At 72.8% G+C, this 19,182-nt stretch carries 21 protein-coding genes; 13 read left to right on the forward strand and 8 right to left on the reverse strand.

Going from position 1 to position 19,182, the window contains the following annotated elements; all coding sequences use genetic code 11:
* Window positions 1–41: 41 nt before the first annotated feature.
* Window positions 42–1,664, reverse strand: a complete 1,623-nt coding sequence (locus ACFVHI_RS04860) for an FAD-binding oxidoreductase (protein ID WP_380335775.1) — start codon at window positions 1,662–1,664, stop codon at window positions 42–44.
* Between the two features lie 20 nt (window positions 1,665–1,684).
* Between ACFVHI_RS04860 and ACFVHI_RS04865 the strand changes: the two genes are divergently transcribed.
* Window positions 1,685–2,299 carry a TetR/AcrR family transcriptional regulator gene (locus ACFVHI_RS04865; RefSeq protein WP_063349765.1) on the forward strand — a complete coding sequence of 205 codons (615 nt, stop codon included), beginning with the start codon at window positions 1,685–1,687 and terminating at the stop codon, window positions 2,297–2,299.
* Window positions 2,296–3,891, forward strand: coding sequence for a glycerol-3-phosphate dehydrogenase/oxidase (locus ACFVHI_RS04870; protein ID WP_380335778.1), 1,596 nt, complete (start codon window positions 2,296–2,298; stop codon window positions 3,889–3,891). The genes ACFVHI_RS04865 and ACFVHI_RS04870 overlap by 4 nt, the downstream gene beginning before the upstream one ends.
* Before the next feature lie 26 nt (window positions 3,892–3,917).
* Here the strand turns inward: ACFVHI_RS04870 and ACFVHI_RS04875 are convergent, their stop codons facing one another.
* From ACFVHI_RS04875 to ACFVHI_RS04885, 3 genes are read right to left on the reverse strand one after another with little or no spacing between them, the layout of a single operon-like run.
* Window positions 3,918–4,322: a hypothetical protein gene (locus ACFVHI_RS04875; RefSeq protein WP_380335781.1), complete on the reverse strand. Its 405-nt coding sequence runs from the start codon at window positions 4,320–4,322 to the stop codon at window positions 3,918–3,920.
* Window positions 4,319–4,756, reverse strand: coding sequence for a MarR family winged helix-turn-helix transcriptional regulator (locus ACFVHI_RS04880; protein WP_063349768.1), 438 nt, complete (start codon window positions 4,754–4,756; stop codon window positions 4,319–4,321). The genes ACFVHI_RS04875 and ACFVHI_RS04880 overlap by 4 nt, the downstream gene beginning before the upstream one ends.
* 57 nt (window positions 4,757–4,813) lie before the next feature.
* Window positions 4,814–5,107, reverse strand: a complete 294-nt coding sequence (locus tag ACFVHI_RS04885) for a hypothetical protein (protein ID WP_063349769.1) — start codon at window positions 5,105–5,107, stop codon at window positions 4,814–4,816.
* A 226-nt stretch (window positions 5,108–5,333) separates the two neighbouring features.
* Between ACFVHI_RS04885 and ACFVHI_RS04890 the strand changes: the two genes are divergently transcribed.
* Window positions 5,334–5,909 (forward strand): TerD family protein, encoded by a 576-nt coding sequence (locus ACFVHI_RS04890; RefSeq protein ID WP_063349770.1) that lies wholly within the window; start codon window positions 5,334–5,336, stop codon window positions 5,907–5,909.
* A gap of 69 nt (window positions 5,910–5,978) precedes the next feature.
* Here ACFVHI_RS04890 and ACFVHI_RS04895 read toward each other — a convergent pair whose 3' ends face one another.
* Window positions 5,979–7,238: an FAD-dependent monooxygenase gene (locus tag ACFVHI_RS04895; protein ID WP_380335785.1), complete on the reverse strand. Its 1,260-nt coding sequence runs from the start codon at window positions 7,236–7,238 to the stop codon at window positions 5,979–5,981.
* 184 nt (window positions 7,239–7,422) lie between these two features.
* On the opposite strand from ACFVHI_RS04895, the gene ACFVHI_RS04900 reads away from it, so the two are divergent.
* The 3 genes from ACFVHI_RS04900 to ACFVHI_RS04910 all read left to right on the forward strand — a co-directional run bounded on the left by ACFVHI_RS04900 (window position 7,423) and on the right by ACFVHI_RS04910 (window position 11,002).
* Window positions 7,423–9,477, forward strand: coding sequence for an FAD-dependent oxidoreductase (locus ACFVHI_RS04900; RefSeq protein ID WP_380335788.1), 2,055 nt, complete (start codon window positions 7,423–7,425; stop codon window positions 9,475–9,477).
* A gap of 76 nt (window positions 9,478–9,553) precedes the next feature.
* On the forward strand, window positions 9,554–10,159 hold the full coding sequence (locus ACFVHI_RS04905; protein ID WP_380335791.1) for a PadR family transcriptional regulator: 606 nt from the start codon (window positions 9,554–9,556) through the stop codon (window positions 10,157–10,159).
* Window positions 10,160–10,249: 90 nt separating this feature from the next.
* Complete coding sequence (locus ACFVHI_RS04910; RefSeq protein WP_380335794.1) at window positions 10,250–11,002, forward strand: hypothetical protein; 753 nt, start codon at window positions 10,250–10,252, stop codon at window positions 11,000–11,002.
* Between the two features lie 96 nt (window positions 11,003–11,098).
* Here ACFVHI_RS04910 and ACFVHI_RS04915 read toward each other — a convergent pair whose 3' ends face one another.
* Window positions 11,099–11,455, reverse strand: a complete 357-nt coding sequence (locus ACFVHI_RS04915; protein WP_380335797.1) for an HGxxPAAW family protein — start codon at window positions 11,453–11,455, stop codon at window positions 11,099–11,101.
* A 92-nt stretch (window positions 11,456–11,547) separates the two neighbouring features.
* On the opposite strand from ACFVHI_RS04915, the gene ACFVHI_RS04920 reads away from it, so the two are divergent.
* A complete protein-coding gene (locus tag ACFVHI_RS04920) occupies window positions 11,548–12,033 on the forward strand; it encodes a MarR family transcriptional regulator (protein WP_380335800.1) in 486 nt (161 codons plus the stop codon).
* A 113-nt stretch (window positions 12,034–12,146) separates the two neighbouring features.
* Here ACFVHI_RS04920 and ACFVHI_RS04925 read toward each other — a convergent pair whose 3' ends face one another.
* Window positions 12,147–13,394, reverse strand: coding sequence for an alpha/beta hydrolase family protein (locus ACFVHI_RS04925; RefSeq protein ID WP_380335803.1), 1,248 nt, complete (start codon window positions 13,392–13,394; stop codon window positions 12,147–12,149).
* A 446-nt stretch (window positions 13,395–13,840) separates the two neighbouring features.
* On the opposite strand from ACFVHI_RS04925, the gene ACFVHI_RS04930 reads away from it, so the two are divergent.
* From ACFVHI_RS04930 to ACFVHI_RS04955, 6 genes are all read left to right on the forward strand, one after another.
* A complete protein-coding gene (locus ACFVHI_RS04930) occupies window positions 13,841–14,512 on the forward strand; it encodes a DUF4097 family beta strand repeat-containing protein (protein WP_380335806.1) in 672 nt (223 codons plus the stop codon).
* A 60-nt stretch (window positions 14,513–14,572) separates the two neighbouring features.
* Window positions 14,573–15,712, forward strand: coding sequence for a serine hydrolase domain-containing protein (locus ACFVHI_RS04935; protein WP_380335808.1), 1,140 nt, complete (start codon window positions 14,573–14,575; stop codon window positions 15,710–15,712).
* 441 nt (window positions 15,713–16,153) lie between these two features.
* On the forward strand, window positions 16,154–17,026 hold the full coding sequence (locus tag ACFVHI_RS04940) for a Scr1 family TA system antitoxin-like transcriptional regulator (protein WP_380335811.1): 873 nt from the start codon (window positions 16,154–16,156) through the stop codon (window positions 17,024–17,026).
* Window positions 17,027–17,028: 2 nt separating this feature from the next.
* Window positions 17,029–17,214: a DUF397 domain-containing protein gene (locus ACFVHI_RS04945; protein WP_380335814.1), complete on the forward strand. Its 186-nt coding sequence runs from the start codon at window positions 17,029–17,031 to the stop codon at window positions 17,212–17,214.
* Window positions 17,215–17,369: 155 nt separating this feature from the next.
* Window positions 17,370–18,338, forward strand: coding sequence for a DUF4331 family protein (locus ACFVHI_RS04950; protein WP_380335817.1), 969 nt, complete (start codon window positions 17,370–17,372; stop codon window positions 18,336–18,338).
* 116 nt (window positions 18,339–18,454) lie between these two features.
* A complete protein-coding gene (locus ACFVHI_RS04955) occupies window positions 18,455–18,691 on the forward strand; it encodes a helix-turn-helix transcriptional regulator (RefSeq protein ID WP_380335820.1) in 237 nt (78 codons plus the stop codon).
* Between the two features lie 52 nt (window positions 18,692–18,743).
* Here ACFVHI_RS04955 and ACFVHI_RS04960 read toward each other — a convergent pair whose 3' ends face one another.
* Window positions 18,744–19,118 (reverse strand): hypothetical protein, encoded by a 375-nt coding sequence (locus ACFVHI_RS04960; RefSeq protein ID WP_380335823.1) that lies wholly within the window; start codon window positions 19,116–19,118, stop codon window positions 18,744–18,746.
* Window positions 19,119–19,182: the final 64 nt, after the last annotated feature.

Genomic DNA, 19,182 nt, shown 5'->3' on the forward strand with positions numbered 1-19,182 from the left:
GCTGAGGACGGCCACTCGCCTGATGGCTCGCGGACCGCCGGTCACGGGATCAGCTTGCCGGGGTTGAGGATGCCCGCCGGGTCGAGTTCGGCCTTGACGGCGCGCAGGATGCGCACGCCGAGCTCGCCGATCTCGTCGCTCATCCAGGGCCGGTGGTCGGCGCCGACGGCGTGGTGGTGGGTGATGGTGCCGCCGGCGGTGACGATGGCGTCGCCGGCGGCGCGCTTGGCGGCGGCCCACCGGGTGAGCGGGTCCTCGCCGAGGGCGGCGACGACGGTGAAGTAGAGCGAGGCGCCGGTCGGGTAGACGTGCGAGATGTGGCAGAGGACGAGGGCGCCGGGCAGGGCGGTGGTGAGGGCCTCGGTGACGGCGGTCCGCAGCTGCGGGAGCCGGCTCCAACTGGTCGCGGTCTCCAGGGTTTCGCAGAGGGCGCCGGCGCCGAGCAGGGAGTCCCGCAGGTAGGGGGCGTTGAAGCGGCCGTGTTCCCAGGCCCGGGCGGGGGCCTCGCCGACAGACGTGGCGCCGGCGGCGAGCAGGGTGTCGCGGGTGAGCCGGTGGCGGGTGGCGACCTGTTCGGCGGTGCCTTCGAAGACGGTGACGGCGAGGCAGCCGGTGATGGCGGGGGCGCCGCCGATCTGTTCGGTCGTGGCGAGGTTGACCATCGTCTCGGCCTCGTCGGAGAGCCGGATGACGGTGGGGCCGGTGCCGGCCTGTTCGACGGCGCGCAGGGCGGCGCTGCCGGTGGCGAAGTCGGGCAGGCTCCAGGCCTCGTAGGCCTTGACGGCGGGCAGCGGGTGAACGCGCAGGCGGACGGCGGTGATGACGCCGAGGGTGCCTTCGGAGCCGAGGAAGAGCTCGCGCAGGTCGGGGCCGGCGGCGGAGGCGGGGGCGCGGCCGAGGTCGAGCACACCGGCGGGGGTGACGACGCGCAGACCGCGGACCATCTCGTCGAAGCGCCCGTGGCCGGCCGAGTCCTGGCCGGAGGAGCGGGTGGCGGCGAAGCCGCCGAGGGTGGCGTAGCGGAAGCTCTGCGGGTAGTGGCCGAGTTCGTAGCCGCGCTCGGCGAGCAGGGCCTCGGCGGCGGGGCCGGTGAGGCCGGCGCCGAGGACGGCCTCGCCGGAGGTCTCGTCGAGGTCGTGGAGCCGGTCGAGGCGGCGCAGGTCGAGCGAGATGACGGCGGTGAGGCCGCCGCGTTCGGGGTCGAGGCCGCCGACGACGCTGGTGCCGCCGCCGAACGGGACGGCGGCGATGCGGCGTTCGGCGCAGAGCGCGAGGACGGCGGCGATCTCCTGCTCGTCGCCGGGCAGCACGACGGCGTCGGGCGCGTCCTGGGGGTCGCGGCTGCGGCGGCGCAGCAGGTCGGGGGTGGACTTGCCGCCGGCGCGGGGGAGCCGGTCGGCGTCGGCGGCGCTGACGTTGGTCTCGCCGACGGCGGCGGCGAGGGCCTTGAGGTCGTCGGCGGTGATCCGCGAGGGGTGCAGGACGATCTCGTCGGCGGCCGGTCCGGGGGTGGCGTCGCCGGTGACGCCGAGGGCGGCGGCGAGCAGTCCCTTGATGTCCGCGGACAGCTCCTTGGCGAGGGCCGGGTCGCCCCAGGCGTCCCACTTCATCGGGGGGAGCGGCAGCGCGGCGCCGGCCGGTCCCGCTTGCGTCTCAGATGCCATGCGTTACAGTTTCACACATCATGTCAAGTAGTAACGCCGAGCCCCCTGGCAGTCCTGCGCGCAGCACCGACGACGCGATCCTGGACGCCGCCGCCGACCTGATCGTCCATCTCGGCGTGCGCCGAACGCAGTTGGCGGAGATCGCCCGCCGCGCCGGGGTCAGCCGGCCGACCGTCTACCGGCGCTGGCCGGACGTCCGGGCGGTGATCGGCGCCCTGCTCACCCGGGAGATCCGGGCCACCCGGGAGGGCGTCGCCCTGACCCTCGGGGGCGACGGCGCCCCGATCGGCCGGGAGGCCTTCGTGGACGGGGTCGTCGAGGTGGCCGTCCGGCTGCGGGACCACCCGGTGCTCGGCGCGCTGCTGCGCTCCGCCGACTCCGACCTGCTGCTGGAATACGTCGTCGAGCGGCTCGGCACCAGCCAGCGCGGCCTGCTGGAGGCGCTGCGGGCCGGCATCGAGCAGGGGCAGGCGCACGGTTCGATCCGGTCAGGGGAGCCGGTCGAACTGGCCGCCATGGTCCTGCTGATCGCCCAGTCCACCGTCCAGTCGCACCGCATGGTCGCCTCCCTGCTGCCGGAGGCCGCCTGGCGGCGCGAACTGACCAGAGCACTGAACGGATACCTCGCGCCATGACCTCGACGCCCGCCGGATCCTCCGCCGCTCGCTCCGCCGCTCCTTACGCCGGCTCCAGCCGACTCGACGCCGGCCGGCGCCGGGCGGAACTCGAAGCGCTGGGGGACCGCCCGCAGGTCGACCTGCTGGTGATCGGCGGCGGCGTCACCGGCGCCGGGGTGGCCCTGGACGCCGCCTCGCGCGGGCTGCGCACGGTGCTGGTCGAGTCCCGCGACCTGGCGTTCGGCACCAGCCGCTGGAGCTCCAAGCTGGTGCACGGCGGCCTGCGCTACCTCGCCTCCGGGCGGATCGGGGTGGCCCGGGAGAGCGCGATCGAGCGCGGCGTGCTGATGACCCGCACCGCCCCGCACCTGATCCGCGCGCTGCCCCAACTGGTGCCACTGCTCCCGGGGTTGCTGCGCCCCGGGCAGGCCTCGCTGATCCGGGTGGGCTTCCACGCCGGGGACGCGCTGCGGCTCAGTGCCGGGACGCCGGGCGCGCTGCTGCCCCGGGTGCGCCGGATCGGCGCCGCGCGGACGCGGCAGCTGGTGCCGGGCGTGCGGACCGCCGGACTGTCCGGCGCGCTGGTCGCGCACGACGGCCAACTCGTGGACGACGCACGGCTGGTGGTGGCGCTGGCGCGGACCGCGGCGCAGTACGGCGCCACCGTGCTGACCAGGGTGCGGGCGGAGTCCGTGACGGGCGGCTGCGCCCGGCTCACCGACACCGTCACCGGGCAGTCGCTGACCGTCGAGGCCGGCGCGGTGGTCAACGCCACCGGCGTCTGGGCGGGCGAGGTGGACCCGTCGATCAGGCTGCGCCCCAGCCGGGGCACCCACCTCCTGGTGGACGCCGCCGCGCTCGGCCACCCGACCGCGGCGCTCACCGTGCCGGTGCCCGGTTCGACCAGCCGCTTCGTCTTCGCGCTGCCCCAGCAGCTCGGCCGGGTGGCGATCGGGCTGACCGACGAGGACGCGCCCGGTCCGATCCCGGACGAGCCGCAGCCCGCCGAGGGGGAGCTCGCCTTCCTGCTCGACACCGTCAACGCCGCCCTGAGCACCGCGCTGACCAGGGCGGACGTGCGCGGCGCGTACGCGGGGCTGCGGCCGTTGATCGACACCGGGGGCGGCAGCACCGCCGACATCTCCCGGGAGCACGCGGTGCTGGAGTCGCCGTCCGGGCTGGTCACGGTGGTCGGCGGCAAGCTCACCACCTACCGGCGGATGGCCGAGGACGCGGTGGACGCCGCCGTCCGGCTGCGCGGCCTGCCGGCCCGGGCCTGCTGGACGGCCCGCCTGCCGCTGGTCGGGGCCCCGACCCACCGGGACAGCCGTCCGCTCCCGGCGGGCGCCGTGCCCGGCTCGCTGCTCGCCCGCTACGGCGGATCGTCCCAGGAGGTGGTGGCCGCCGGGGAGTTGACGCCGATCGCGGAAGGCCTGGACGTGACGCGCGCCGAGGTCGCCTACGCCGTCACGCACGAGGGCGCGCTGGACGTCGCCGACGTGCTCGACCGCCGGACCAGGATCGGTCTGGTCGCCGAGGACGCCGAGCGGGCCCGCAAGGCGATCGAGGAGATCGTGACGGAGGTCCGGGACGGCAGCCGGGAAGGCTAGGGAAGGCTGGGGAGGGCTGGGGAGGGCTAGGGGAACGGCACCAGGTCGGGTTCGACCCAGGTCGTGCGGGCCTGGTCGCTCGTGAGGGTCTCGGGGCGGTAGTGGCGGGCGAGCAGGTCCTTGTCGAGCAGCTCGGGGTGACGGGCGGCGAAGTCCTCGAAGTCGGTTGCGGCGTCTGCGTGGTGGGCCACCAGCTCCATCCAGGCCCGGGTCATGGTGACGTGGAACTTCTGCGGCGCCCCGGCCTTGGCGGCGGTGCGGCGGATGCCGTCGCCGACCAGGTCGAGGGCGGTGGCGCTGCCGTGGCGGCGGACGGCGAGCCAGCTGAGCCGGACGTGCTGACGGTGGCCGAAGCGGTCTGCGCCGGCCATCGCCTCGCGCAGCAACTCGCCGAAGGGGTCGGGGGTTTCGGGAGTTTCGGGGGAGCTCATGAGGAGGCCTTCGTCAGGGCCCGGAGGGTGGCGTGGAAGCCGTCCACCTGGGCGGGGGAGAGGTTGCCGAGTGCGCGGCGTTCGAGGTCGGCGACGGTCTGCCGGATGGTGTCGGCGGTGATTCGGCCGGTGGGGGTGAGCTCGATCAGTACCGAGCGGCGGTCCCCGGCGCGGGTGCCGCGGGTGATGTGGCCGCGGCGTTCCAGGCGGTCCAGGACGCCGGTCAGCGTGGTCGGCCGGGTGCCGACGGCGGTGCCGAGCTCGGAGACCGTCCGGCCGCGCCCGTCGGCGAGGTTGGCGAGGGCGTTGATCTCGGAGGCGGTCAGGTCGAGGTCGACCAGCTCGGTGGCGAGCAGGTGGAGCGTGGCGTGGGTCGCGCGCTGGAGCGCGAGCAGTGCGGACTGCTCGCCGGACGCTTCGGTTTCGAACTTCACGTTTTCGGATAGTACGGTTTCGTACTATCGGCGGGCAAGTCGCCCGGGAGGCGGCGCTCAGCGCGCCGCGCGCTCCGGCATCGGGTGCTCGGCTCCCGCGACCTCCAGGACGCAGGAGTACGGGTGCTCGGCCGCGCCCGTGCGGTCCAGCCGTACCGAGAGCGGCAGCGGCGGCTCCTCGGCGAGTTGGGCGGCGAGCGTCAGCGGGTAGACGCCGTGCCCGTGGACGCGGTGGAAGGCGCATTCCTTGCCGTCCACCAGCAGCTCGGTCTCGGTGATCCAGCCGGAGCGGACGTTGACGGTGACCGAGTGCCCGGCCTGGTCGAAGTGGAAGCTGTACCGCTGGCGCATGGGGAACCTCCCGCGCGGGGGCCGCCGGTCGGGGCGGACCAGGGGATCCACCGCCAGTCTAGGGTGGCCACCGGGCCTCGGCCCGGCGGGTGCGGCGGCCGGGGTGGCGGGTGGTTCCCGGTGGAGCCCCTGAGAAATTCCCGGGGTGGGGCCCGACCGCAGGTGGATTCCCGTGATCTCTACAGTGTTGTAGATTCGTCCGCAGGGAGAGATCGAGGAGGGCATTGTGGGAGTTTCGCTGGCCAAGGGCGGCAACGTCTCGTTGAGCAAGGAGGCGCCCGGTCTGAGCGCCGTGATCGTGGGTCTCGGCTGGGACGTGCGCACCACCACTGGCGCCGACTACGACCTGGACGCCAGCGCGCTGCTCTGCAACGCGCTCGGCAAGGTGGTCTCGGACCAGCACTTCGTCTTCTTCAACAACCTGCGCAGCCCCGATGGTTCGGTCGAGCACAGCGGCGACAACCTGACCGGTGGCGGCGACGGCGACGACGAGCAGATCAAGGTCGACCTGGCGCGGGTGCCGGCCGACGTGGCGAAGGTGGTCTTCCCGGTGTCGATCTACGACGCCGACGCCCGGCTGCAGAGCTTCGGGCAGGTCCGCAACGCGTTCATCCGGGTGCTGAACCAGGCCAACGGCCAGGAGATCGCCCGTTACGACCTCAGCGAGGACGCGTCCACCGAGACCGCGATGGTCTTCGGTGAGCTGTACCGCAACGGCGCGGAGTGGAAGTTCCGCGCCATAGGGCAGGGTTACGCCTCCGGTCTGCGCGGCATCGCGACCGACTACGGCGTCAACGTCTGATCGCAGCAGGTGGATCGCAGCAGGTGATCTGACGGGGTTTCGGCGGCCACGGGCCTGTGCGGCCCACGCTCACTCGGGACGCCCGAGGGCGTGGCCGCCGAAACCCCCGCTGCCGGTGAGCTGGCCGTGCCACCAGGCGACCATCCCCGGCTCGTCCATGGTCGACCAGTCCGGTGCGGCGGCGACCTGCTCCCGGCCGAGCCGTCGGCCCAGTTCCACCAGCTCCCGCCCGACCACGCCCCGCTCCTGGTCGTACGCGGCCAGCACGGACGGCCAGGAGTCGCCGTGCGCGGCGGCGGCCCGCCCGGCCTGCTCGAAGGCGTGCGCGTCCTGCAAGGCCTTCACCGCGCCGCTGGTGTTGTGCGGGCGGACGACGGTGGCCGCGTCCCCGCCGAGGAGCAGCCGGCCGGCCGTGCGGCGCGGGGTCTCCAGGTCGTAGACGGGCTGGAGGAAGGTCCGCTCGCGCGGGGTGAGGGTGACCAGGGCGGCCCAGTACGGCGGCAGGTGCCGTTCGGCGAGCTGGCGCAGGTCGTCCAGCTGCCCGTCGGTGAGGGTGCCCGCCGGGATGCTGGTCGGGCCGTCGAGGCGCAGCCAGGCGGGAGTGGGCGCGTAGAAGACCCAGTTCACCTGGGTGCTGCCGGGGGTGAGCCCGGGGATGCGGTAGATCACGACCTGGCCGCCGGGGTAGCAGACGGTGGCGCACTCGTCCTCCGGCCAGGCCGCGGACCCGCCGGGCAGCTCCGCCAGCAGTGCGGCGTCGTAGCTGCCGCGCCAGCACACGTACCCGGCGTATTCGGGCCGGGCCTGCGGGCAGACCGCCGCGCGGACCACCGAGCGGTAGCCGTCGGCGCCGATCACCAGGTCGTACGGTTCGCGGGTGCCGTCGGGGCCGGCCGTCCAGGCGCCGTCCTGGTCGGTGCCGGCCGCGGTGACGGTGTGGCCTTGCCGGAACTCGATCCGGTCGGGGGTGCGTTCGCGCAGGGCCTGCCAGAGGACGGCCCAGTGGTGGGAGTGGAACGGCATCGGCTGGTTCCAGAGCACCCGCCCGCGCCCGTCCGGTCCGTCGCCGCCGCGGTCCTCGGCCGTCTCCCGGGTGACCCAGCGGCGGACGGTGAGGCGGTGGCGGCGGACGCCGTCGTGGAGGTGGCCGGCGCGGACCAGTTCGTCGAAGCGGTCGTCGTTGATGCAGATCCCGACGCCGCGGTCCTCCAGCTGGCCCTCGCTGCGTTCCAGGACCACGATCCGGTCCGCTCCCAGCCGGGCGGCGGCCCCGGCGAAGGCGCTTCCGGCGATGCTGCCGCCGATCACGGCTATCGAGCTATCCCGCATGGCGGTCCTCTCCCAGCTGCCCACACTATCGATCTGACAATACGCGGATCATGTCCGCGAGTTGGTGGGAACCGGCAGAGCGCGGGGACCCGGCCCGCGACCCCGTTATGCAACTAGTTGCACATCGAGCCACCGTCCCCTACCCTGCGGTAACAACGACCCCCGCCGCCCCCAGGAGACGTCGATGAGCGCGTCGATGAGCACCACCCCCGGCAGCAGCCGCTACCCGCACCTGCTCAGCCCGCTCGACCTCGGCTTCACCACCCTGCCCAACCGCGTCGTCATGGGCTCCATGCACGTCGGCCTGGAGGAGGCCCCCGACGGCTACCGGCGGATGGCCGCCTTCTACGCCGAACGGGCCCGCGGCGGCGTCGGCCTCATCGTCACCGGCGGCATCGCCCCCAACGAGGCCGGGCGCCCCTGGGAGGGCGGCGCGATGCTCACCACCGGGGCCGAAGCCGACCGCCACCGCGTCGTCACCGACGCCGTGCACGCCGCCGGCGGGAAGATCGCCCTGCAGATCCTGCACTTCGGCCGCTATGCCTACCACCGCGACCTCGTCGCCCCCAGCGCCCTCCAGGCCCCGATCAGCCCCTTCGTCCCGCACGAGCTCACCACCGCACAGGTCGAGCAGACCATCGAGGACTTCGTCCGCTGCGCCGAACTCGCCCGCCGCGCCGGGTACGACGGCGTCGAGGTCATGGGCTCCGAGGGCTACCTGATCAACGAGTTCGTCGTCGCCGCCACCAACCGGCGCGAGGACGAGTGGGGCGGCCCGTACGAGCGCCGGATGCGCTTCCCGGTGGAGATCGTCCGCCGCGTCCGCGAGCGGATCGGCGAGGACTTCATCATCGTCTACCGCCTCTCCATGCTCGACCTGGTGCCCGGCGGCTCCACCCTCGACGAGGTCGTCCGCCTCGCCCAGGCCGTCGAGGCCGCCGGGGCGACCATCATCAACACCGGCATCGGCTGGCACGAGGCCCGCATCCCCACCATCGCCACCTCCGTGCCGCGCGGCGCCTTCGCCTGGGCGACCAGGAAGGTGATGGGCACGGTCGGCATCCCGCTGGTCACCACCAACCGCATCAACACCCCGGAAATCGCCGAGCAGTTGCTCGCCGACGGCTGCGCCGACCTGGTCTCGCTGGCCCGCCCGCTGCTCGCCGACGCCGACTTCGTCGCCAAGGCGGAAGACGGCCGCGCCGACGCCATCAACACCTGCATCGGCTGCAACCAGGCCTGCCTCGACCACACCTTCAGCGGCCTGATCACCTCCTGCCTGGTCAACCCGCGCGCCTGCCACGAGACCGAACTCGTGCTCGCGCCCACCAGGTTGCGCAAGCGCATCGGCGTCGTCGGAGCCGGACCGGCCGGGCTCGCCTTCGCCGTCTCCGCCGCCGAACGCGGCCACGACGTCACCCTGTTCGACTCCGCCGCGGCGATCGGCGGGCAGCTGAACACCGCCCGACTCGTCCCCGGCAAGGAGGAGTTCGACGAGACGCTGCGCTACTACCGCACCCGGCTCGCCGAGTTGGCCGTCACTCGGCGCCTCGGCACCACCGCCACCGCCGAGCAGCTCGCCGCCGAGAACTTCGACGAACTCGTCCTTGCCACCGGCGTCACCCCGCGAACCCCCGCCGACCTCCCAGGAGTTGACCACCCCAGCGTGCTCGGCTACCTCGACGTCCTGCGCGGCGGTGCCCCCGTCGGCGAGCGGGTCGCCATCCTCGGCGCGGGCGGCATCGGCTTCGACGTGGCCGGCTTCCTCACCGACCCGGGCGACGCGGCCAGCCTCGACCCGGCCGTGTTCCAGGCCAAGTGGGGCATCGACCCGGAGTACCGCGAGCGCGGCGGACTGCGCCGCCCCGAGCGGCCCGCACCGCCGCGCGCCGTCCACCTGTTCCAGCGCAAGACCAGCAAGGTCGGGGCCGGGCTCGGCAAGACCACCGGCTGGATCCACCGCACCGAACTCCGACACCGCGGCGTCACCATGGTCGCCGGCGCGACGTACGACCTGATCGACGACGCCGGCCTGCACTTCACCGTCGACGGCGAGCGCCAACTGCTGCCCGTGGACAGCGTGGTGCTCTGCACCGGCCAGGAGCCGCGCCGCGACCTGTACGAGGCGCTGCGCGAGCGCGGCCTGGAGGCCCACCTGATCGGTGGCGCCGACGTCGCCGCCGAACTCGACGCCAAGCGGGCCATCAAGCAGGGCACCGAACTGGCCGCCGCGATCTGACCCTTCCTTTCGCGCTGGGTCCTGTTCGGCCGGACAGGACCTGGGCACGCCTTGGGCACGCCCTAGGATCGACGGCATGTCGCTGCCGCACGCCATCCTCACCGCCCTGCTGGAGAAACCGTCCTCGGGGCTGGAGCTGACCCGGCGCTTCGACAAGTCGATCGGCTTCTTCTGGCCCGCCACCCACCAGCAGATCTACCGCGAACTGGGCCGACTGGAGGCCTCCGGACAGATCCGGGCCCTCCAGCCGTCCGGCCCCGTCCGCGGACAGAAGAAGGAGTACGAGGTCCTGCCCGAGGGCCGCGCCGAACTCGCCCGCTGGACGGCCGAGGGCGCCGCGCCGCGCGCCGTCCGCGAACCGCTGCTGCTACGGCTGCGCGCCGCCGCGGTGGTCGGCACGGACGGTCTGGCGGCCGAGGTGCGGCGGCACCTGGCGCTGCACCGCGCGCAGTTGGACGACTACCGGGAGATCGAGCGGCACGACTTCCCGGCCGAGACGACGGCCGGGGAGAACCGCCTTCAGCACGCCGTGCTGCGGGCGGGCATCGGGCTGGAGGCCTTCTGGGTGCAGTGGCTCGCCGAAACCCTCGAAACCCTCGAAACCCTCGAAACCCCCGAAGCGCTCGAAGCGCTCGAAACCCCCGGACCGCTTCCGCCGGACCAGCCGGACCAGGGGGCCTGACCTGCGGTGATCCGCGCCCGCGAGCCCCGTAACAGGCCCGGTGGGACACTGGTGCCTGTCCCTGCCCGAACTCTCGACCGGGGGGCCCGCATGTCCCACCCGAAGCCGCTCCACGCCCTCGCCGCCGCCGCCCTCGCCGCGGCGGTCGCCTTGGGCCCGGCCCACCTCGCCGCGGCCGCGACGCCCGGCCAGCCCGCCCAGGGCCTGCCCACCTCCGAGCAACTCACCGCGGCCCTGCTCACCGTCGACGACGTCGGCCCAGGCTTCACCCAGGTCCCCAGCACGGCCAGCCCCAGCGCCGGCCCCAGTACGATGCCGTCCCCGGCCAACGGCTGCGACGCCCTCAGCGACCTGGTCAACATGCACACCGGCATCCCCGGCCCCGAGACCCCGCACGCCGAGGCCGAACTGGACGGCCCGGGCGGCAACCCGATGGTGACCGAGTCCCTCACCGCCGAGGACGCGGGAAAGCTCACCACCGACCTCGACGCCGCCACCGCGGCCCTCAAGAGCTGCCACACCATCACCTTCAGCGCCGGCACCAACGACTCGGTGACCTTCACCGTCACCCCGGTCACCCTCGGCGACCGCCAGGACGCGCCCGCCGTCCGCCTCGACGGCACCCTGGCCGGCGTCCAGCTGAACGCCTTCGTCGGCGTCGAGCGCTTCGGCACCGTCGGCATGGCCTTCGGCTTCTTCCAGCGCGGCGGCGACTCCTCCCAGCTGGCCTCCTTCCAGTACCGCGCCGCTGTCGCCAAGGTCCAGCGCGCCCTCGGCGCCACCGCCGGCAGCACCACCCCGCCCACCGCCACGGCCCCCGTCACCCAGGGCACCTCGGTCTGACCCGGACAACGCGACGGCCCCCGTCGGGCAGGCAGCCCGACGGGGGCCGCGGCGTGGGCTGTATCGGGCGGGTGCGGAGCCGGCGGTGTCGGCCGGTCAGGCGCTGATGCGCCGCCGGTTTCGAACCGGGGCCCGCGCCTGGATCGGGGCCGGGGTGCGGCCGGCGAGGCGGCAGCCGAGGCAGTGGGGGTGGCCCTGGCGGCCGGCCGGGTCGGGGGTGCGCCAGTGCCGGTGGGCGGGCGGGCGCGGGCCGGTGGGCTTGCCCCAGCCGGCGAGGTGGAGCAGCCAGCTGGCGAGCGCGCCGAGGGCGGTGAGGATCCCGCCGGCCCAGAGCCCGGCGGCCGAGCCGAGGACGAGGGCCGCGCCCGCGACGGTGAAGCCGAGGATCGCGATGACGGAGCCGGTCCAGCCGGCGATGGTGTGCCCCATGTCGTGGTCGCCGTGTGCGCTCATTGCTCCTCGTTTGGTGTGATGGGCGGGTCGGGATGGACGGGTCGGCCGTTTATCTCACGAGCTAAGTAACTTAGATGCTAAGGAGATATCGAGTGAAGGGCAAGCCGCGCCCCCGGGCGACGCCCGAGCAGGCGCTCTACGCGATGGACCGGATGATCGCGCTGGCGCAGTTCGGCCAGCAGGACATCGCCGCCCGGCTCGGCCTCAACGTCACCGACCTGACCTGCCTCGGCTTCGTCATCGAGGCCGCGATGGCCGGGGAACCGCTGGCCGCCGGCGACCTCGCCGAGCGCGCGCAGCTGACCACCGGCGCCGTGACCGGCGTGCTCAACCGGCTGGAGAAGACCGGCTACGCCCGCCGCGAGGCCGACCCGGCCGACCGTCGGCGCGTCCGCGTGGTGATGGCGGAGGACGCGCAGCAGCGCATCCTCCAGGTCTACGGCCCGTTCTACGAGCGGATCGGCGCGCTGTTCGCCGACTACACGCCGGACGAGATCGCGGTGATCGCCGACTGGTTCACCCGGGCCAAGGGGGTGCTGGGGGAGTCGCTGGACGAGATCCGGGCCGACATGCCGTAGCGGCCGACCCCGGGGAGGGGTCGGCCGCCACGGTCTCGGAGCAGCGCCTCGGTGCAGCGTCGTGGAGCAGCGTCGCGGGGCGACGTCTTGGTGCAGCGCCTCTGGGCAGCGCCTCAGGGCAGGTACGTCACCTCGGGGAAGGCCGCGGACGGGCCGTCGAGGAGGCGGCTGGGGCGGCGCCGCAGGTGCAGGTCGAAGAAGGCCACCGGGTACGCCTGCTGGATCTTCACCGCGCGGACCGGGTCGAGGGTGCCGATCATGTCCCGGACCTGCTCGTCGGTCAGGCCGAGGAGCTTGGCGGCCTGCGGGATCAGCACCTGGTCGTCGCCGTACGAGACGTGCACGGCGCCCTGGGCCTGGACGTCGAGCCGCCAGCCGCGCAGGTGCGGCCAGAACTCGGCGACGGCCGGCTGGCCGGCCCGGGTGAACGCGGCGGTCATCATCATGAACGGCCGGTCCAGGTCGGTGGTGATGGTCGGCTGCATCGGGCCGTCCAGGCTCAGCCCGGCGCGGACGCGCCGGTCGGCGAGCATGGTGTAGGCGGTGGCCGTGCCGCCCTTGGACCAGCCGAACATGCCGATCCGGTCCGGGTCGAGGGCGTGCAGCAGGCCGGCGGGCAGCGGCCTGCCGTCGGTGTCGGGGTTGCGCCCGGCGGCGAGGGCGTCGACCTGGTCGAGGAGGAAGCGGATGTCCGCGGCGAAGTCCTTCGGCCCCATCGGGATGCTCCGGTCCGGGGTGAGGACCAGGCCGTCGGGGAACTCGGTGATCGCGTCGCGGGTGTGGTCGACGGTGACCACCACGTAGCCGTGGCTGGCGAGTTCCTGGACCATCACGGTGTGGTCGGCTCGGTGGCTGTGCGCGCCGTGCGAGTAGACGACGACGGGCAGGCGGCGGCCCGCGCGGTGGACCGGGGCGCCCACGCGGCCGGAGGTGAGCGGGGCGAGGGCGGGGTCGATGGCGAAGCCCGTGTCCGCGAGGAACGCCCGCAGTGCGCCGTCGGCCATCCAGGGCGCGAGCGGGTACTCCCCGGCCTCGCGGGCGGGGTACCAGACGCTCGCCATCAGCTCGCGGAACCGTCCCGGGCCGGCCAGCGGGTCCGGGCGGGAGGCGTCGAGCAGGTGCAGCGGGACGGTGCCCACGGGGTGCGGCCCGGTGGGCTCGGGCAGGGTGAGCCGCGCCGGGCCGCCGGTGGGGGTGGTGGCGGTGGTGACGGTCCCGGGTGTGGCGGCCCCGCCCGCCGCCCACGCGGGGCGGGCGAGGGCGAGCGGTGCGGCCGCCCCGGCGGCCCCGGCGGCCAGTGCGGCCCCCAGCAGGCGGCGGCGCGTCATGGCGTGTCGGCTCGTGAACGGCGTGGTGGTCATGGGCCCTCCCTGGGTGTGCTGGACAGAACCGGGCCGAGGCGCGCGGTCTTCGCAGGTGCGGCCGTCGTTCGACACCGGACGGCCGGGGAAGCGCCCCTGACGGACCGTCCGATGGATCTCCGTGCACCTGAACGGAAGGCTGTCATCGCGGCGTACCCGGCCACATCCGACCACCGGATGACGGTGCGGGGGCGCGCATTGGCCCGGGGGTTTACATCCGTGGGCTGATGCGGCGGCGTGCCGGGGCGGGGTGGCGCATAGCGTTCACGCTCAATCCAATGCAACGGGCGACGTGACTGACGTTGCGTTAAATCCGTAACTGTTGCAACGATAATGAGGTTCTGACCTGTGATAATGCTGATTGTGCGCAACATGCCTGTTGCCGTGAAGCGTGAAGGCAACGTAGCGTTTCCGTTGTCAGAAAGAACGAGCCACAGGAGAGCATCATGCAGAAGTTCGCCACCCCCGCCCCGGTCTCCGCCGTCCTCGACATCCCCGCCGGGCGCATCCGGCTCATCGCCGCCGACCGGGCCGACACCACGGTCGAGGTCCTGCCCGCCGACGCCTCGAAGAGCCGCGACGTGAAGGCGGCGGAGCGGACCACCGTCGAGTACGCCGACGGCGTCCTGCGGATCGAGGCGGCGGCGGCCGAGAACCGGATCCTCGGCCAGTCCGGCACCGTCGAGGTGACCGTCCAACTGCCCGCCGGCTCCCGCATCCAGGCGAAGACGGCCAGCGCCGAACTCCGGGGCGTCGGACGCCTCGGCGACGTCACCTTCGAAGGCGCGCAGGCCTCGGTCAAGCTCGACGAGACCGCCGGCGCCCACCTCGCAGTCCTCGCCGGCGACATCTCCGTCGGCCGCCTCGACGGCCCCGCCGAGATCACCACCGCCAAGGGCGACATCCACATCACCGAAGCCGTGCACGGCACGATCACGCTGCGCACCGAGGCCGGCGACGTGTCCGTCGGCGCCGCCCGCGGCGTCTCCGCCTCCCTGGACGCCGGCACCACCTACGGCCGGATCCACAACACGCTCAAGAACACCGACGGCGCCGCCGCCGGCCTGAGCATCCACGCGACCACCGCCTACGGCGACATCACCGCCCGCAGCCTCTGAAGCCCCAGCCCCAGCCCCAGCCCGCACCCGCACACTCCGATCGCGAGACAAGGAACAACCATGAGTGAATCCCGCCACGCCGCCGAGATCGCCGTCGAGGACGCCGCAGGTCAGGACCGCCCGGAGCTCCAGCAAGCCATCCAGGAGTTCGTCGACGCCGGTTTCGCCGGGATACAGCTGCGCGTGCACGACGAGCACGGGGAGTGGGTCGGCAGCGCCGGGGTGCGCAAGCTGGGCGAGGCCGCGAAGCCGTCGGTGGACGGGAAGTTCTGGGTGGGCAGCACCACCAAGACCTTCGTCGCGACCCTGGTGCTGCACCTGGTGGCCGACGGCGCGACCGGGCTGGACACCCCGGTGGCCGACCACCTGCCGCAGTTCGGGCTGGACCGGCGGATCACCGTGCGGATGCTGCTCCAGCACACCAGCGGCCTGGCCAGCTACACCGGCGACCTCGAACCCGACGGGACGTTCGTGCCGGGGATCCCCGCGATGGGCAAGGAGTGGGTGGACAACCGGTTCCACAGCTACCGGCCCGAGGAGCTCGTGCAGTTCGCCCTGTCCAAGCCGGCACGGTTCGAGCCGGGCACCGACCAGAGCTACTCCAACACCAACTACACGCTGGCCGTGCTCCTGATCGAGCAGGCCGCCGGCCGCCCGTACGCCGAGGAGATGCAGCGGCGGATCCTTCGGCCGCTCGGACTGCGGGACACCGTGGTGCCGGGCGACTCGCCGGAGCTCCCCGCGCCGCACGCCCACGGCTACTACCGCTACCAGGACGGCGACCAGTGGAAGCTGGTCGACGTCGCCCGCCAGAACCTCTCCCTCCTGGTCGGCGCCGGCGACCTGATCTCGACCACCCGGGACCTCCACACGTTCTTCGCCGCACTCCTGGGCGGCAAGCTCCTGCCCGCCCCCCTGCTGGACGAGATGCGCACGCCGCACGGGATGCTCGGTTACGGCCTGGGCCTGTTCATCCAGGACCTCGGCCCCGACGGCGGCACCATCGTCCACCACAACGGCGGCGCCCCCGGCGGCTACGGGGCCCTGATGATCGGCACACCCGACGGCAGCAAGACCCTGACCGCCGGGCTCACCACCGGCGACTCCGCATCCGACCCGGCACAGGAGTTCCCCAAGGCGCTGGACCGGCTCATCACGGCGGTGTTCGGCGGCGGCAGCGGTGTGCGGGCCGAGGGCTGACGGCGTGCGGTTTCGGCGTGAGGAGTGGGAAGTCGACAGGCCCGACTTCCCACTCCGTTCGCTGAAGGGGTGGTGCCCCGGCGCGCAGCGGTGGTGAGGTGGTGGTGAAGCGCGAAGCCGCGCTCCGGAAGGTGGTCGGCGTCGTCGCGTTAGCGTCGCGCTCCGCGATGGTGAAGCGGCGTGGCGTAATGCAGTTCCTTGTCAGGCAAGTTCCTTTCCCGAAACGGGAGTTGGTATCTGCCTATGCGTCGGAAGATTGTTGCGCTCTGGAGATGGTGGCGCGGGCCGTCGAGGGGGACTTCGACTGGCGCGGGAAAACCCGCAGCGCCCTGGACGTACGCTGGCCGTGGATTCGACGAGCACCGAGAGTGCTGGTTCGAATGCGGAGGGTTGGCCCGCAGGTCGGCCCGGATCAGTCGGTCGAACGGGTGGGTGATTATCGTGGGTGGCGTCGAGCGCACGGTCTTCGATGACGGCGAGACGGTGGAGAACTCCGATGGAGTTGCGGAGTTTTACGCTGCGGTGGGCAAGCTGATCAGGCACTTCCGGGAGCGGGCCGGGCTGACGCAGCGTGAGCTGGCTGAAAAGCTCGGGTACAGCGAGGACCAGCTGGGAGCGGTCGAGCGCGGCAAGCGGACGCCCAGAGTCGAGATCCTCACGAAGGCGGACGAAGTCCTCGGCGCGGGCGGCGCGTTGCTGGTCGTCGCGGACGACGTGATGAAGGCGAAGATTCGGATCAGCGAGCGGCACCCGGCTTCCTCAAGGGCCTTCACGTCCGAGGAAGGCCGGGCCGTTGAGATCCACGAGTACAGCACGATGGTCATCCCGGGGCTTCTCCAGACTGAGGCCTACATTCGGGCGCTGTACGAGATGCGGCGGCCGCTGCTCTCTCCCGAGCAGATCGATGAGTGGGTAGCGGCGCGGCTGGCTCGGCAGGAGATCCTGACCCGATGGCCCCTGCCGGTGGTGACGTGGGTGGTAGACGAGAGCGTGCTGCGTCGACCCCTGGGTGGGTGGGACGTCCACGCGGAGCAGCTCCGGCATCTCCTCAAGGTGGGGCAGGTGCGAGGGCCCGAGCTCCAGGTGATGCCGCTCGACCGGATGAACCACGCTGGCATGGGCGGCTCCTTCACGATCCTCACCCCTCCCGGTCGGCCGCAGGTCGCCTATGCGGCTGCGCAGCACGTGAACCGGTTGATCACGGATCCGGTGGAAGTCCGTAATATGGCCGCACGGTACAGCAGCATCAGGGCACAGGCCCTGGGCCTGAGGGAGTCCCTGGCCCTGATCGAGATGATCCTGGGAGAGCGGTGAGCATGTCCGAGTTGGCGTGGTTCAAGAGCAGCTACAGCACGAACGAGGAGGCTCAGTGCGTCGAGGTCGCTGAGACGCCTGGTGTGGTCCACGTGCGTGACTCCAAGGACAAGAGCGGCCCGCAGTTGGCCTTCGAGCCAGCCTCGTGGCAGGCGTTCGTGGCGTTCGCTGCGGCCGCCGAGGTCTGATTCAGCCTTCTCCCGACGGCTCGCCGCTTCCGCGCGGCGAGCCGTCGGCGTACCGTCGGGGGTCCGTCGGGAGATGACGGCCAATCGGCGGACGGGCGGGTGGAATGCGGGTGTCGTCGGGCCGGTGTCGGGTGGGGGCTGCTACCAACGGTCCCATGTCCCATCACCTCAGCGGCCCCAACCTCCGCTCGCCCCGAGGCGACTCGCGGCTCGACCTGACCGACGTGTTCGCCTTCCCGGCCGCCGATGCGCCCGGCCGGACCGTCCTGATCATGAACGCGAACCCCTACGCCCCCACCCAGGCGGCCGAGTTCCACCCCGACGCCGTGTACCGCATCAACATCGACACCGACGGGGACCACCGCGCCGACGTCGCCTACTCCTTCACCTTCTCCGCCCCCACCCACACCGGCGCCCAGACCGTCACCGTCCACCGGGCGACCGGCGCCGCCGCGCAGAAGCACGAGCCCACCGGGGACGTCCTGTTCTCCGAAGCCCCGGTCGCCTTCGGGGACGCGCCCGACGTCATCGAGGCGAACGGCCGCAAGCTCTCCGTCGGCCTGCGCAGCGATCCCTTCTTCGCCGACCTCGAAGGGATCGTCAACGACTTCACCTGGACCGGCAAGGACGCCATGGCCGACGCCAACGTCTTCGGCATCGCCCTCGAAGTCCCCGACACCGACCTCGGCCCCGACCCGACGATCGGTGTCTGGGCCCGGGTCAGCCTCCGCCAGGACGGCCGGCTCGTCTCCGTCGACCGTGGCGCGCACCCCTCCCTCACCGCCTACTTCAACAAGGAGGAGGTGAAGGACGCGTACAACGCGGGTGAGCCGGCCGACGACTGGGACACCTACCGCGAGGCCTGGACGGCCGTCCTCCAGCACACCGGGGACTACACCACCGCCGCCGCCACCGAGACCTTGAAGCTAGTCCTCCCGGACATCCTCCGCTACGACCGCTCCCGCCCCGCCGCCTACCCCAACGGCCGCACCCTCGTCGACGACGTGACCTCGGCCCGCCTCACCATGGTCTCCGGCGGCAAGATCACCAGCGACCACATCCCCCCGCACACCGACGTCCTCCCCGTCTTCCCCCACCTCGGCCACCCGCACCCCGTCAAGTAGCGAGTCAAGTGGCCGGACGACAAAGCGGCGGTCAAGAATCCTTGACCGCCGCTTCGCACTTCCCGCTGTGATCACGTGTCAGGCTGTGCGCCCCCGCCCGGCAATGAGGAGGTCCGGTGAACCGCGCGCACCCACTGATCGAGGACTTCCCCGCCCACCCGGACGGCGACCCGGCCGGCGCCCTCGCCCGCGCCGTCCGCGAGCGCCGCACCGCCCTCGGCCTCTCCATCGCGGACCTCGCCAAGCGCGCCGACCTCACCGACGCCCAGATCCGCGCCATCGAAGCCGGCCACGCCGCCCCCACCCTCCCCCTCCTCACCGCCCTCTCCCGGGCGCTGAACGTGGAGTCGTGAGGGGCTCAGGACGGGCAGGGCCCCTGCGGCTGGTGCATGTCCGCTCCCACCGTCAGCGACGTTCGATGACGCTCTTCTCCCAATCCGAGAGATCGTCGGCGAATCGGCGCCGATCGGCCCAGGTCCCTTCGGGCAGGGACACCCGCAGGACCAGTTGCCGCCCGAACCGCGTGGGCGAGAGGTCGACCTCACCCCGTGCCACCAGGTCCACGAAATCCAGGACCCGATGGGCGGGGACGCCGTCGAACACGTAGTCCTCGTAGAGAACTCTGGCTTCGCCGAGGTCTTCCCTCAACATCACCAGATACTCGTGCCCGGACAGGGCCTCCAGATGGAGGTCGACCAGCCTCGGCTCGGCCGCGACCTCGACCGCCTCGATCCCGGCGAACCGCCCGGACCGATGGGCCGCCGCCACGAGATCCTCCACCGAGCACCCCGGGGGTAGTCCTTCCTGTCCCATCCAACTGCCTCCACTCTGCAGGTCGATTCCC

Source organism: Kitasatospora sp. NPDC127121, from assembly GCF_042677305.1.
Taxonomy (GTDB): Bacteria; Actinomycetota; Actinomycetes; order Streptomycetales; family Streptomycetaceae; genus Kitasatospora.